At 62.4% G+C, this 14890-nt stretch carries 8 protein-coding genes and 6 pseudogenes; 3 read left to right on the top strand and 11 right to left on the bottom strand.

Annotated features, from left to right (window positions below):
• Positions 1–301: 301 nt before the first annotated feature.
• Positions 302–793: pseudogene (locus JNK74_07665) on the bottom strand (TlpA family protein disulfide reductase).
• 249 nt (positions 794–1042) lie between these two features.
• On the opposite strand from JNK74_07665, the gene JNK74_07660 reads away from it, so the two are divergent.
• Together JNK74_07660 and JNK74_07655 are read left to right on the top strand one after the other, a co-directional pair.
• Complete coding sequence (locus tag JNK74_07660) at positions 1043–2734, top strand: right-handed parallel beta-helix repeat-containing protein (GenBank protein ID MBL7646047.1); 1692 nt, start codon at positions 1043–1045, stop codon at positions 2732–2734.
• Between the two features lie 109 nt (positions 2735–2843).
• Positions 2844–4388: a hypothetical protein gene (locus tag JNK74_07655; GenBank protein ID MBL7646046.1), complete on the top strand. Its 1545-nt coding sequence runs from the start codon at positions 2844–2846 to the stop codon at positions 4386–4388.
• A gap of 83 nt (positions 4389–4471) precedes the next feature.
• Here the strand turns inward: JNK74_07655 and JNK74_07650 are convergent, their stop codons facing one another.
• The 3 genes from JNK74_07650 to JNK74_07640 form a co-directional block, all read right to left on the bottom strand.
• Entirely contained in the window at positions 4472–4861 is a 390-nt protein-coding gene (locus JNK74_07650; protein MBL7646045.1) for a DUF4280 domain-containing protein, read from the bottom strand.
• Positions 4862–4932: 71 nt separating this feature from the next.
• The gene (locus tag JNK74_07645; protein ID MBL7646044.1) at positions 4933–5958 is read right to left on the bottom strand and encodes a uroporphyrinogen decarboxylase family protein; all 1026 of its coding nucleotides are present in this window, start codon (positions 5956–5958) and stop codon (positions 4933–4935) included.
• A complete protein-coding gene (locus JNK74_07640; GenBank protein ID MBL7646043.1) occupies positions 5955–7511 on the bottom strand; it encodes a cobalamin-dependent protein in 1557 nt (518 codons plus the stop codon). Before JNK74_07640 ends, JNK74_07645 begins: the two co-directional genes overlap by 4 nt.
• 152 nt (positions 7512–7663) lie before the next feature.
• Between JNK74_07640 and JNK74_07635 the strand changes: the two genes are divergently transcribed.
• Positions 7664–8797 (top strand): cobalamin biosynthesis protein P47K, encoded by a 1134-nt coding sequence (locus tag JNK74_07635; GenBank protein MBL7646042.1) that lies wholly within the window; start codon positions 7664–7666, stop codon positions 8795–8797.
• 140 nt (positions 8798–8937) lie between these two features.
• On the opposite strand, the gene JNK74_07630 is transcribed toward JNK74_07635, so the two are convergent.
• The 7 genes and pseudogenes from JNK74_07630 to JNK74_07600 all read right to left on the bottom strand — a co-directional run bounded on the left by JNK74_07630 (position 8938) and on the right by JNK74_07600 (position 14614).
• Positions 8938–10521, bottom strand: a complete 1584-nt coding sequence (locus JNK74_07630; protein MBL7646041.1) for a PDZ domain-containing protein — start codon at positions 10519–10521, stop codon at positions 8938–8940.
• 88 nt (positions 10522–10609) lie between these two features.
• Entirely contained in the window at positions 10610–12097 is a 1488-nt protein-coding gene (locus tag JNK74_07625; GenBank protein ID MBL7646040.1) for a PKD domain-containing protein, read from the bottom strand.
• A 165-nt stretch (positions 12098–12262) separates the two neighbouring features.
• Positions 12263–12667, bottom strand: a pseudogene (locus tag JNK74_07620) (PKD domain-containing protein).
• 114 nt (positions 12668–12781) lie between these two features.
• A pseudogene (locus JNK74_07615) lies at positions 12782–13165 on the bottom strand (PKD domain-containing protein).
• A 123-nt stretch (positions 13166–13288) separates the two neighbouring features.
• Positions 13289–13633, bottom strand: a pseudogene (locus JNK74_07610) (PKD domain-containing protein).
• Positions 13634–14083: 450 nt separating this feature from the next.
• Positions 14084–14332 (bottom strand): annotated as a pseudogene (locus JNK74_07605) (PKD domain-containing protein).
• Positions 14318–14614: pseudogene (locus tag JNK74_07600) on the bottom strand (PKD domain-containing protein). Before JNK74_07600 ends, JNK74_07605 begins: the two co-directional pseudogenes overlap by 15 nt.
• Positions 14615–14890: the final 276 nt, after the last annotated feature.

Here is a 14890-nt window from a genome sequence, read left to right as displayed (position 1 = left end):
CGAGGGTGTCCAGCACATTCGCGGACTTGCCGTCCGCCAGGGTGTTGGCGAAGGTCGCCACTTCAAGGGCGAAGGGGAGGTTCTTGTAGGTGAGGCTGTCGTCGGTCAGGAGTGTCCAGGCGACTTGGCCAAAGAATTCGGCGTCGTCGTATCCACTGTCAAGGAGCTTCCGCCCGACTTTGTCGGCGCCTTCCTTGTCCCTGCCGTACTTCGCGAGGATGAGATACTCCTGGGCCCACACCATGGAAAGTTCGCCCAGTTCTTCCCGAATTTTGGCTTCCTGGGGATTGAACTTGCCTTCCACCAGCTTTTCGATGACCTGATCCATACCATCCATGGGGTGTCCGTGCCAGACCAGCGTGCCGGCGGCATCGACCACGAACGCGTGGGGAATTCCGGTAAGTCCGAAGGGCTCCGCAAAGGCCGCCCAGGTTTTTTTCTCCTGATCGAGTGCGACGGTGTAGTCCATCGCCTCGCCCTGGGTCTCAACGAATGGCTTGACCTGCTCCTCGGTTTCATCGGAAATACCGATAATCCGGACGTTCTTATCTTTGTACTTCTTCTGCAGCTCGGTGAGATGGGGAATGCTCTGGCGGCAGGGCCCGCACCAGGTGGCCCAGAATTCGACCACGGTGATCTTCCCCGAGTCTTTCAGGGAGGCGGCAATTTCTTCGCCTTTTACCACTTTGGAAACAGCCAGGTCCGGAGCTGGCCCCCCCACTTCGAGGGCGTGGGCAAAAGGCGCAAGGGCGGTGGTCAGACCCAGCAGCATGGTTGTCGTGAACTTGTTCATGGGGGGTTCCTTGTTGTGCGGAATTGCAGGGGCATTTTACTGGAACGGGCCGGGGCGCTTCATCCTGCGCGTCGAAGTATATTCGGGCGGTCCACAATACTTATGTCATGGGTCGCGCGCGGGTAGATCCGCCGAGGTGGTGTGGGTATGATCGGAGCGTGGAGTCTTTCCCGCCCCCTTATCGTTGAATGGCGAGATAGTTCGAATCGAGTTGTTTGTCTCCTGTATTTCTATGCTCTGAGATTTCAAATGCGCTATGCCCTGCTCTTTTTCTTCCTCGCGATTGCCGCCCTGACCCTGTTATGGGCGGCGGGCCGGGGGGCGTCGCCCGATCCCCCGCCGGTCCGACCCCGTGGGGAAAGTGCGACGAGCTACTACATCGATGCCGTGGGCGGAAATGACGAAGCAGACGGGCGAACGGAGTCTTCGGCCTGGAAATCCTTGGGACGCCTGCTTCAGACATACCAGGCGCCGGGAAGCGCGATCCTGCTGCGGCGCGGCGGTGTCTGGCGGGAGTCGCTAATTGTGGACGCGTCGGGCACGGCGGAAGCCCCCATTCGCGTCGGGGCCTATGGCGAGGGCGCTCCGCCAAGCGTGCGCGGCTCGGATGTTTTCGGAGCCCCCGGCCTGTGGCGCTACGAGGGCGACGGAATTTGGTATCTGGACGATATCCGGAACGACCCGGGCGTGTTCTATTACGATGACAAGGTGGCCACGCCCCGCCGTGACAAGGACTCGCTGGCCGATCCATGGGATTTCTGGTACGACGATGTTTCCCGACGCCTCTACGTGCGCCAGGACAGCAATCCGGCCGCGGTGGCCCAGTCCATCGAGGTCCCGGTGCGGGATTTTGTGGCGGGGCCCCTGAGCATGAGTCACCTGCGGTTGGAGGGTCTTGATTTCCGCCATGCGATCAAGACTACGCTGCTGCTGTGGGAGGCCGACCACGTGGAAATCGCGGATTGCGCGTTCACGCAAAGTGGCGGCACCCATTGCCAGATTGGCCAGGGGGCCAATTATGCGAGTATCGCGGCGTGCACCTTTGACGACTGGAATCTGGCTCGGGGGCGGGGCTATGCCATTCAGGCGGTGGAGGCGGGCAGCGGCCCGACGGATGTGGAAGGTTGCCATTTCAATGCGACCCATCGGGGTGCGGGCGAAGACCACTCGGCGATACGGAGCGATGACAAGGCCTGGATTCGAGTGGTCCGCGCGTGCCGCTTTTCGGGCGGTGGCGGCAACCTCGCGGGCGATGGGGTGAGTGTCTGGCGACCGAGCGGGGCGGCGAGTTCGCTGTTGATAGAGGACAACCAGTTTGAAGGTCTGGGGGGGCGCGCGTTAGTACTGGAGGAGTTGGAAAACTATGGCGGAGCGCTTTCGGTCACCGTTCAGCGAAACCGCATCCATGGCGCGTGCCTGAGGGACACCGCCCAGCACGATGCGATCGCGGCGCGCGGATTCACCGGAACCCTGGCCTCGGTTGTAGTGGCGTGCAACGTGATTACGGGTACGTTTCAGGGCCGACTCCCCCACGCCGGTATTGGCATTCAGGAGGCGGGGGGACTGCAAATCGTTCACAATGCGGTGCGCGGCGTTGACGATGGTATTGTGGTCGGCTTCGGCGCTTCGACTTCGCTGGTCGCCAACAACCTGTTGGTGGGCAATCGGGGCGTGGGCCTCCGCAGTGAGGCGGCGGACTCGAGTTTTCTCAACAATGCCTATTTCGGCAATGGCGCCGGGCCGGTTGCGGGTCTGACATTGGCCGATGGCGATTTGACCGCCGACCCGATGGTGGATGGCGACTTGCGTCCTGGTGCGACAAGTCCTTGCATTGACCGCGGGGTCGAAACCGAAGTAGTGCTGGATTTTGATCGCAATCGAAGACCCGCCGGGGACGGTCCGGATATTGGAGCCTATGAGATCTCCCCCGCCGTACCTTGACCCGTCGCTCCACTCCCCCCTTGCAGCCGGAAGTCTCGACGCTTACAATCGTGCAGCGGCGTTTGTGAATGACGCGAAAGTCCTTCTGCTTGAACAGGAAGTTTGAATCTTGTCTTACCCCCCTCCCGATCTCCCGGCGGATTCCTTGAACGAAGTCGCAGGCATACTGGCGGCGCATGGTCTTGGTGACGCCACCGTCGCATTGCGGGTGGCCTATCAGTCCCTTCCCGCCTCCCCACCCAGCCGACGCGCTGGACTGGAAGATATCTATGTGTTTTCCCGTGGCGGCGATGAGTTGGGAATGACGGATGCGGTTCCTTCTGGATCTGGGCTCCGAGACAACAGGTTTGATGGATTGATGATCGTCTGTGTCGCACTGTCGATCCACATGCCTCCCTGGCTTGGCGGCAACGATGCTGACGAACTGCGGACACGGATACGGGGGACGGTGCGAAATGTTGTGGACGCATTGAATGGACGCTGGTTGACCCGAGGCAAGACCTCGGACTCGGTCCCGGGTGGTCCCTGGGAATTCTCGCGCTGCCCGATCCATTTCCTGCCGACCATTTCGATTGACCTTGGAGAGTCTTGCGTTGGCCCCTTTGCCGGACCCATCGCGCAGGAAAGGACGGAGACTGCCCCCGTGGCTTGTCTGATCCAGCTCTCCAGGGCGGCGGTACCGATGACCCGCTGGAAGACGGAGGCAGGACAGGCCGAACTCGGCACGGGCGCGGCCTTTGTATTGGATGTGCCGGTTGGCGCCCGATCAAGAATCACGATTCAGAATCTCCGGGATCGAATAGACCAGTATCACACGTGCAATGCCCTCGGTCTTTCGGAACGAATAGCGCGTATCCGGGAAATCCGGACTGGAGCGCGCGCCTTCCTGGAGCTTGAGGGCGAGGTCGGCGAGGCGTGGGCGCGGGACACGGCCATTGGTCACGGCGAATACCCTGCGGAGAAGGCGGAGATTGAAGGCGGGATCCGAATTTGCCACGAGGCCCGTGATGGCGATCTGTCGGAGCGTCTGGAGCACCTGGAGCGGCTGCGGGCCTGCTGCGCGCGCTATCGCCCCGGCGAAACGCTGAAGCGGGGCTGGCGGGCGTCCCCATTTACGGTGGAAATCGATTCGGCCCTGGTTGCCTACGAGGACTTGGCCCCCACGTCCTATCGAGAGCGAATCGGAGCCCTGGAGGTGCTTCAAACTCGTTGTGCCGAGTTTAGCGCCCGCGCGCTCCCACGCAATCGCTATTTTTATCGGCACCTGCACAAACTGGTGCCGGACGTGGAAGGGCTGGCGCTGCGGGCGCGAAAAACCATGGGGGAAATTGCCCTGTCTCAGGGAGTCGCCCGATTGATCGCGTCTATCGACGTCAAGGCTGAAGAGTTGGGCGTGCTCCGGGCCGCACGTGCGCTGGCGGCGCGGGCGGGCGCGGTCGAGCGGGATCTGGACGCGCAGATGAACAGCGTGACGCTCTTGGTGGACTTTGGGGATGACGCAGAGCCCGCCGGCGCGCTCGATTGCGCCCTGCGGGCGCACCTGCCGGCGCTGTTCGGCATCGAAAAGCCCGTGGATATGGTGGACGCGGAAGATCTTGCGCCGCTGGTGCGCCGTGTACTGCCGATGGACGCTGAGGTCAGTCCCCTGACCTGAGCGCACTTTGATACCCATGAGTTTCGACGAGCAGGATGCTGAAACGGCTTACCGGGGAGCCGAACTACGCCATCGACCAACGCTCAGGCAATGGTTTCTTTCTTCACGCCTGGGTCCACAATGGAAATGCTGCCGCCGAAAGCGCACATGCACTTGCTGGTGTTGTTCAGCGCGGGCATTTTGCCCACGGTAACCGTGGGACTTCCGGGCGCCCAGGGGGCGGGAATGACGGGAACGCAGGGCATGGGCGTGAGCACGCCGAGCGCGGCGGCGGTGGCGGAGGCGACGGTGGGATTGGACATTGTGATGCAGTTCCCGAATCCGGTGATGTTCTTCATCGGCACGAAATCCATGATGTTGGCGGCGGGAACGCCCTCCATGGTCACCATGCTGACGGGGGGTACGATCAGCGTGCAGGGGGCGGTGCCCATGGTGCAAAGTAATTTGGCCCCGTTTACGACGGGCATGGCCATGGCGGAAGTCTCCTCTGGGTTTCGGACCTCGCAGCAGTATACGGAAGCCTTTCGCGCGGAACAAGGGGCGTTCAGGCGGCGTACATGCGTGAGCGGTGGGCGGCGCGGACGAGGGCGTCTATGTTGGCATCGGAGACGTGCCAGGGTATTTCCGGGCCCTGGTTGCACAGGGCGAAGCCCAGGCCGGCTTCGCGGATGGCCCGTCGCGCCTCGAATTCCACCCGCTCCGGATCCCAGTGGAGCAACTTGAGGTTGTTAATGTTGCCAATGAGCAGCTTTTGTTTGCCGAGAATGGCGCGGGTGTCCCGGAGGCGGTCGGTACTGCCTACGAGGAGGGCGGCGCAGGGCAGATCGCGCAGGTGCTTCATGAAGGGCAGTGCGTCACCGACGAGTTCGAGGCCCACGAGTCCTTTGATACCGGCGAGTGATTCCCGCAAGACGGGCAGGGCGAATTCGACGAAGGTTTTCTCCGTGAGCAGTGAGGCGGAGGCCATGCCCTCGGCCATGACGACGATATCGCACCCGGCATCGAGCTGAGCCTGGGCCCAGCGCCGGGTGTAGTTCATCATCTGGTCCATCAAGGGCGCGAAACAGGCGCGGCGGAGGGTCTCCTGGTGGAAAATGAGATCCAGGACCTTGCCCATGCCCATGAGCATGGAGGGCAGGGAAAAAGGGCCGATGACGGCTCCGACGATGAGACGATCGCCTTTGTAGCGCCGCGCGAGTTCGGCGGCCGTTTTCAGGGTGTGGAGCAGATAGGGATTGGCGCAGGGATCCGGCGCGCGCAATTGAGAAATTTCTTCGTAGCGCTGGATGACCATCTTGTTCACCGAAGGGGGGCCGTCTTCATGGAGGTCAATGCCGGCGCCCCAGGGCAGGGTATCCTGCACCACATGGGGAAAGGCGAATACGGCATCATGTTCGAAGCGGTCCACCAGGCGACACTGTCCTTCCAGGAGTCGGGTCGGCTCGCCGAAATAGGAGGTCAGGGGGATGTTCAGCATGCGGGCGCCCTGCTGAAGCAACACGGGTAGCACGGGCGGGCGATCCAGCGGCTGAAGCGACGCGGCGGCGAGGATACGTTCGACGGGCGTCATGAGACTGCTCCCGCGCGGGAGCGGTGGACGAGGGCGGAAACGAGGCGTACGGCCTCGTTGGGGTTACCGGCGACGCCATCGGCTCCGAATTCATCGCGCAGCAGGGGGTCCACGAGAAAAGGCGCGCCGCCCGCGATCACCTTAATCCTGCCCAGGCCGGCTTTCTGGAGGGCCTGCTTTAATTTGGGAATCCAGACCGCCGTGTGTAGCAGGAGTGCGGAGACGCCGATCACGTCGGCGTTATGTTTTCTGGCGGCCTCGACGAAGGCTTCGTTGGTTACGCTGAGACCGAGGTCGATGACGTGAAATCCCGCGCTTCGCATGCGCATGGCCACCAGGCGTCTTCCGAGGTCGTGATAGTCTTCAAAGGCATTTCCCAATATGACGACGGGGACGGAAGGAGCGAACTCGGATCCCGTTTCCGTTCGGGAAAGCGGTGCGGGCTGTTGGGCCTCCATGGCACTGAGCGTGTCTTCAAGTATCCGGCCGTTGCGGAATACGGTTTCGGTGGGTAGCGCGCGTCCGAGCTGCTCGAGGTGCAGTGACATGGCGGCGCGGCTGACGCGGTTGAGCATCTCATCGTGATCAAGGTGGGCGTGAACGGCTACTTCCACCGCCCGTCTTGCGCGGTGGGGCTCGTCGTTGCGGAGTGCGAGGTGAAGTTCCGATTCGAAATGCTGAAGACTCGCGATGGCGGTGCGATCCTCGGGGGGCAGCGCGGTGTCCCAAAGACTATCCACCGCGGCGGAGGTGCCCGCCAGCTCGGGGACGAGCGCGTCCGCCGCCTGGGCCACCCACTGAGCATGGCGATCCATGCCATCCAGATGGTCCTGAATCTCCACCTGTTTGAACGCGATGGCTTCTACGCTGTCGGTGGCGCGGGACAGGGCGTGTGCCTCTCCCAGCATGGCCTCGGCCGTGGCCTCCAGCCCCTCTACGGCGGACTTGGCCCGCAGGAGTGTTTTGTGGTTTTCCTCGAAGCGCTGGGTGGTGTGCCGCAGTGGGTCCTCCACCGCGACGAGTTCGTCTTGTACCGTGTCGCTGATTTTTCCGGTCCGGTTGGAGAGATCGCGGACTTCACTCGCGACCACGGCAAAACCCGCGCCCGCCGCGCCAATGTGCGCCGCCTGTATGGATGCGTTGATGGCGACCATTCGGGACTGCATCGCAATCTCATAGACCTGCCGGGCGGAGTCGCGAATTGCGTCGATCCTTTCCCGGAGCAGGACGAACTCCTGTTCGAATTGATTTACCGTAGTTTCGAGGTCTTGAAAGGCGGCCACGGCGGTACCGATAGCCTCGCCCACCGCCTGGGTGTACTCCTGGAGATTCTTGTTGGTGACGACGAGCTGCTGGGTTACACCGGCGAAGCCGCTGGCTCCGGAGGCGGCCCTGGCCTGCCGCAGGAGGTCGCCCAGCGCGCTGTTGGACGCCTGGGCGTCGCGGGCGAGGGCAAGGTGCTGGTGCACCCGGTGAGACAGCCTTGAGAAGGTTTCGGCGAGGGTTGAGTCGTCCCCTGGCGCAAGGTGCTGGGCCTGGATCGAACGTGACACCGTATCTCATCCTCCTTCCGAAGCCCGATGGGCAGAGGTGCTTGACCGATCTGCAATATAACACTAATACCTCGACTTTGCAATGGCCTTTCTGTTCGGGTAGCATGCGCCCGGACGCGCCGTGGCGGCGCCGCAAAAGGAGGGTTTTCCCCTTGAAAATTAGCCCATCCAAACGGCCCATTCGCTTCGTCATGCTTGGGGGATTTCTGGGTGCGGGAAAAACCACGGCGCTGCTCCGCCTGGCCCGGCACTATGCGGGCCGGGGCCTGCGGGTGGGAGTCATCACCAACGATCAGGCGGAGGGTCTGGTGGACACGCTGACCTTTCGGGGGGCCGGGCTCGCCACGGAGGAGATCCCATCGGGCTGCTTCTGTTGCCACTTCGAAAAGCTGCTGGAAGCATCCGGTCGCCTGGCGGACGGGCTGGACCCGGATGTGATTCTGGCGGAGCCCGTAGGGAGTTGCACGGATCTGGTCAACGCGGTCATCACGCCGCTGCGCAAGCTCTACACGGAGCGTTTTTCCGTCGCTCCCTACGCGGTGCTGCTGGATCCGGAGCGCGCGCTGGACGCGCTGACGGGCCGGGGGGCACTGGGCTTTTCGAGCAAGGTTACTTACATTTATAAGATGCAGCAAAACGAGGCGGATATTATCGCCGTGAACAAAGTCGACCGGATGCCCCCGGCAGCGCTGGACAGGGTGATGCGGCTGGTGCGCCAGAATTTTCCGAGGGCGGAGCATCTGGCGGTTTCCGCGCGGACGGGGGAAGGCTTCGACGCGCTGATGGCGCGGATTGAAGGCCATGGCGGGACCGGGCAACACCCGGTGGCCGTGGACTACGCGCTCTACACCGCGGGCGAAGCGGCGCTGGGCTGGTTGAATGCACGGGTGAAATTGACGGGGAAGCGCTCGTGGAACGGGGATGAGGCACTGGAGTCGCTTGCGAGGCGGGTTCACGAATCCCTGGTGGCCGCCGGTGCGGAAGTCGCCCATTTCAAAATGCGGCTGATCGATGGCGCGCGGGAGGCTGGGATCCATGCCACCAGCAATCTTCACGGCTGCGAAGTGGTCCGCCGGCTGGATGAAACGCTCGTGGACGGGAGCCTGGTGTTGAATCTTCGCGCTGAGGCGGACCCGGCGTTGCTGCGCGAGATCGTTCTGGAGGCCATTGCCGCGTGCGCGGTCGATTGGGGATTGACGCATGAGGTGGCCTCACTGGAGGCTTTTGCTCCGAGCCCGCCGGCGCCGCCGCCACCGAGCCGGAATACGGTGCGGATTGGCTTGTAGCAACTCATGTGAGGCTGAAAATCTCAGGCCATCATCCATCGGGACATTCCGCCGCGCCAGCGTGCGCTTTGCCTGACGGCTTCGCGGCGGTGCTTGAAGTTCCTCGCTTTGTGTGGGGCGCCCCTGCGGCGGTACGTCCCTCAGCCGCCCTGGAGGGTCACGCGGAACTGCTTCCGCTGCCCATCGCGATATACGCTGAGCACAACGGTCTCGAAGGGGTTTGTTTCGATCAGTTGGTCGAGATCCTGGCTGTTGAGAACGTCGGCCCCGTCGAACTTGTAGATAAAGTCGCCCTGCTGGAGCCCGGACTGCTGGGCCGGGGAGTCCTTGTAACAGGAAAGAACAACGGCTCCGTATTGTTCCGGCCAGCCCTTGGCGATGCGTAGCGCGGCCTCGGTCGGATCGCCTTCCAACTGGGCGACGTGTGAGGGATCGTCGTGATAGATGCCGAGGTAGCCCTGGGGCGCGCGATCACCGCCCTGCTTGCGGAAGGTGACGGGGAACCATTCGTCGGTGGGGACGCCATTTACTTTGGGGCGGGCGTGGCGCCAGCGCCGTCGGCCCTGGGCGTCGCGACCGTCGAGGGTGAGTTCATAGTCCTCGTAGGCGAATTTGGAGTCCTTGTCCGTGTGAAAGGTTGGAATGATACTGCCCTTTTTGCGCGAGAACATCTGTAGCGCGGACAGGGTGTAGCGGCGGGAGAACTTAAGTGTGAAGTCGTGGACCGAGGCATCGACGATTTCCAGTTCCTTCTCGCCGGAATACACGCGCAAGGTCCATTTGCCGTCGGTGTTTACCAGATCGAAGCCGAGCTCGCCGTCCTCGCCGTAGATGAACTGGCGGTACTCACCGGCGAGTTTGATGGCCCGATCTTCATCGCCCTGGCGGGCATGGGCATTCTTGTAGTAATAGAGGGCGATTTCATTTTTCGGGTCGAGGTAGAGGGCCTGAAGCATGGTGTAGAGGCAGCGGGTGTACTGGGCGGATTCGTACTGCTTTTCGCCCTGATGAAGGAGAAGCTCGAGACCCCGCTTCTGGTAGTCTTCCTTGCGGATATTTTCCGTCGCGCGGGTTTTCAGCAGAGCCATATTGTCCTGCCGGGCGGCTTCCCTTTCTGACTCGGCTTTCTCGCGCCAACCCTCGGACTGCATTTCGCGGATGGTTCGCAGGCCAATATCGGTCATTTCACCGCGCTGGATATCCACCATGATGTGGGTGGTCTGGTTGGGCTGAATGCTTATTATTTCCTTGTGCTCCACCCCCATGGCGGAGAAGGTGGCCAGGTAGCGCCCGGCACGGACGCCGTTGGCGGTCCACCGGTCCTGGGTCTTGACGATTTCCTCGTCGTTACCGGTGAGCCCGACGCCGAAAAGCGTCACGAGGCACTCGACGGGAATAGTCTGTATGACGAGGCTGCCGGTGCCGCGGGCGACTTCCTCGTTCTCATCGGACTCGGGTTCCAGCGCGGCTTCCATTTTGCCGGCTTCGAAGAGATAGACCTGATCGGCTTCGAGGAGAAAGGTGTCGCTGTTCTGGGGTTGATATCCGTCCTTCTCAATTCGGACCACGTGGGGGCCGACGGGCACCTGACGAAGAAACAGACCGTTTACATCGGACACGCCAACGAATTTGTTGTCGAGAAAGACTTTGATTTCGGCTTCGCAACGAACCTCAATGTGGCCGAAGCGCGCCTGGGCGTCGGCCAGCGTCGCGTAGAGCAACATGCCGACTGTAAGAATCAGAACCCCGAATTTGGGCCTATATCTTTCGAAGGGTATCATTTATCGCCTGCTCAGGTTTGGTGGGCGTGATTCATGGCACGCTGAGGTCCGGATTGAGTCGTAGCTGGTAGCCAAGCCCCTCGGTCTTTCCGCCGGATTCGACGCTAACAAGCAAGATTCCATCGGAACGCTCCTCGACAGCAACGGCCTCTTCATCTTGTGGAGCGCCATGCCACGTGAGGAGCGCATTCTCGCCAGCGGCGTCCGTGTTAACCACGAGGGCGTCGAAGCCGCCGTTGGATCCTGGGGAACTGCTCGCGCCCGCGATAACGAGTCGGCCCGAACGCAACTCAATAACAGCATTCGCGCGGTCGTCGCCCGGGCCACCGAATTCGCGGTTCCAGAGCAGTTGGCCGTCGCCGTCGACCTTGAGCAACATGGCGTTGGCATCCTGTCCGCCCTCCGGGATGGTTTCGCCTGCGATGACATAGCCGCCGTCCCGGGTCGCCGCCAGGCTGAAACCCTGCTGGTCGCCCGCGCCACCAATATAGCGGGGCCATCCGGGCAGCGCCTGTGCTTCTCCGTCGGTGGCGACGAGAACCACATCGAGCCCATTTTCTTCACCGGTGGACGCGGTGCCCACGAGCATATAGCCGCCGGAGACGGGGATCCAGGCATGGCCCGTTTCGTTTTCGCGACCGTCGAACCAGGCCGCCAGGGGGTTGATGCCGACCTTGATGGTGGTGGGGTTACTGCGGGCGGAGCCCAGTTCCGTGGCGATTTGCAGGGTTACTTCGTAGGTACCGGGCCCCTGGTAGGTGTGAGCACCGGTACTGTCCGAGGTCCCATCACCGTAATTCCAAGTCCTTCCAAGGAGCGACAAGGTCCCCATTTCCGTGGTATCGGTGAAGGACAGGGTGAGTGGAGCGATCCCCTCGGATTGGTCGACGGTGAAGGTCGGCACGGGTGGCACTTCCACGAGGCTTTCCACGGTACCGGAAAGGGAGCCCAGGGTGGTGAGGAGATCCAGGCCGACGTCATAGGTACCCGGCGCGCGATAGACGTGGACAGGGTTTGCTTCCTCGCTGCTCTCCGAGCCATCACCGAAGCTCCAGCGGCGACCGAGCACGGTCGCGTCGCCCACATCGGTTGCATCGAGGAAGCTAACCGCGCCGTTTTCACCGCCCTTACCATCCACGACGCTGGCCAGGATCTTAATGATCGGCGTGACGACGATGGCGTCCTGATCGACGAAGGTCCTGTTGCCCTGGGCCGTGGTCACGGTCAGGCTCACATCAAAACTGCCGCCGGTGGTGTACGTATGGAATGGATTCTGGTCGGTTGAGGTCGCCGTGCCATCGCCGAAGTCCCAGGAATACCCGGTTATGGTCAGGGAACCGGGGTCGGTCGCATCGGTGAACTGGACCGAAAGTGGCGCTGCGCCGCTGCTGACATCGGAGGTGAAGGCGACGACGGGCGCGACCTGAATATAGTCGGCGACGGTGGTGGTCACCACGCCTTGACTGGTCGTCAGCGTGAGCGTGACATCGTAGTTTCCAGGCTCGGTATAGGCGTGAATCGGACTTGCGGCTTCGCTGGTGGTGCCATCGCCGAAGTCCCAGAGGCGACCAGTTATGGTCAGGCCACCCAGTTCGGTGAGGTTCGTGAACGCGGTCGTCAGGGTCGGCGGTCCGGCGGTAAGATTCGCGGAGAAGGCCGGTATGGGACGCACCACGATGAGATTGGACTGGGTCGCGGTCTGCGAGCCGGCCGCGGTCGTCACGGTGAGGCTAACGGTGTAGGTGCCCGGTTCGGTGTAGGTATGGGACGGATTGGCGGTCTGGCTGGTGGTGCCGTCGCCGAAGTTCCAGAGGACGCCGATGGCGTCGAGGGAGCCCAATTCGGTCTCGTCCGTAAAATTGACTTGCAGGGTGCCGTCGCCCTGCAGGACATTGGCGCTGAAGGCGGGTTGGGGACGAACGATAATCAGGCCCGACTTGGTCCGGGTATCGGCCTGACCGTCGAGACTGGTCTGGAGGGTGAGGGTCACATCGTAGATGCCGGGCTCGCTGTAAATGTGTACGGGACTGGCCTCGGTGCTGGCGGCGGCGCCGTCGCCAAAGTTCCAGGAACGGGAGGTAACATTCAACGCGCCGAGGGGTGTCGTATCTGCGAAGGAAACGGAGAGACTTCCCGCGCCGGTGGTGGGCGTGGCGGTGAAGTTGACCGCGGGTCGAACCGTAAGGTAGGCGGACTTGGTCTCGGTATCGCTGCCAACACTGGAGGAGGCGGTCAGAGACACGGTGTAGATGCCCGGGGTTGCGTAGACCTTGCTCGGGTTCTGGAGGCCGCTCGTGGTGCCGTCGCCAAAGTCCCACTGCCATCCGGTGAGGGCCTCGCTACCGCTGGTGCTCTCGTCCGCGAAGAGCACGGTCAAGGGCGCGGAGCCGGTGGTGACGTTTGATGTGAAGTCGGTGGACGGCAACTGGCGGACGGTGATGTGGTTGGCCTTGGTTATGGTGCCGGTGCCTGCGGCGGAGGTTACGGTCAGTTTAACCGTATACACGCCGGGCTGGGCGTAGGTCTTGGACGGATTCTGCTGGGAACTGCTTGTGCCGTCGCCAAAGTCCCAGGCCCAGGTGGTTATCTCGGAGGAGCCCGGTGTGGACTGATCGGCAAAGACGATGGTCAAGGGGGCGGCCCCGCTCGTGGGCGTCGCGGTGAAGGCGGCGACGGGCTTTTGCTCCACGGTGATGTAATTCACCTGCGTGGCGGTGTCGCTGCCCACCGCGGTGGAGACACCGAGGGTCACGGTGTAGCGTCCAGGCCGGGTGTATGAGTGGAAGGGATTGCGATCGACGCTGGTGCTGCCATCGCCGAAGTCCCATTGCCAACTGGTGATCGGTGCCGAGCCAGGGTCACTCAGATCGGTGAACTGCACAGTCAGGGGCGCCTCGCCATTGCGAGGCGTTGCGCTGAAGGCGGCATCGGGCGATTGCTGAGCGGTGATGAACCCTGCCTTGGTCAGCGTGTGGGATTTTCCGGAGGAGGTGGTCACGGTGAGGGATACGTCGTAGACGCCGTCGCTGGCATATCGGTGACTGGGGCTGGGCAGGGTGCTGCTCGTGCTGTCGCCGAAATCCCAGAGCCATTCGGTGATCACGTCAGAACCGCCGGAGGAGAGATCGGTAAAGTTGACGTTGAGGGGCGCTGGCCCTGAAGTGGGCGAAGCGCTGAAATTTGCCCTGGGCAGTTCCTCGACCTCGATAAAGTTTAACTGGGAGGCGATGGGGCTCTGGCCGACGGCGGTGGTGACGGAAAGCGATACGGTATAAGCGCCCGCGGCGGTGTAGGTGTGCTGGGGATTTTGACGGGTGTCCGAGGTGCCATCGCCAAAGTCCCAGAACCACTGGGTAATCGGTGAAGAGCCGGGATCGGAGGTGTCCGTGAATTGCACGGCCAGGGGCGAGGCACCCGCGCGTGGGGATGCCGTGAAAGAGGCGGTGGCCCGCTCCTGCACGTTGATGAGATTGGCCTTGGTCTCGGTGTTATCGCCAATCGCGGTGGTAACTTTGAGTTTGACAGTATAGGTGCCGGGATCTTCGTAGATGTGAACGGGGTTTACGTCTTCACTGGTATTGCCGTCGCCGAAGTCCCACTCGTATAGCGTAATGGGTGCGGCGCCCGCGATGGAGGCGTCGGTAAAGGTTACCTGCAGCGGTCCTTCGCCGGCTTGTGGGGAGGCGGTAAAGTCGGCTTCGGGCAGTTTTCGAACGGTGATATAGTCGATCTTGGTTTCGGTATCATTTCCCAGGCGGCTGGTGACGGTGAGGGTGACGCGGTAGACGCCGGGCGCGCTGTAGACGTGGCTGGGATTCTGCGCGGTGCTGCTGAGTCCGTCGCCGAAATCCCAGAGCCAGTTGGTGAGATCGGTGGAGCCGGGCTGGGATTGATCGACAAAGAGAACGGTGAGGGGCGCGTTACCTTCGGTGGGGGTCGCGGTGAACGCCGATTCGGGGCTCTCGAAGAGGGGACAGCCCATCAGCGTCACGGACAGGGCCAGACAGATAACCCCGGCTACCAGTTTCTCGCGCATTACCTTCCCTTTCGGAATTCAGGACCCGGCCTGTGGCCCTCGATCGTTGTACCGCAACGTGTTTCACTCGCCTGGTCCGGCCCGCCCTCCCCTCCACCGGCTCTTGCATCGGGTGGAGGGCCGCGCGCCCATGGGAATCGGCTGTTGAAGCGGTCCAAAGGGGGGCTGGGGCACACCGGCTCAGGGGAACCTTATCTTGTCACCAGCATGCTTGTCAACCGCAATCCCACGGTTGATTTACGCGGCGAAACGCGTTGCGCCGACCACGGCGAAGTC

It is taken from the genome of Candidatus Hydrogenedentota bacterium (genome assembly GCA_016791475.1).
Classification (GTDB): domain Bacteria; phylum Hydrogenedentota; class Hydrogenedentia; order Hydrogenedentales; family JAEUWI01; genus JAEUWI01.
This window is presented reverse-complemented; position numbering and strand designations above follow the sequence as displayed.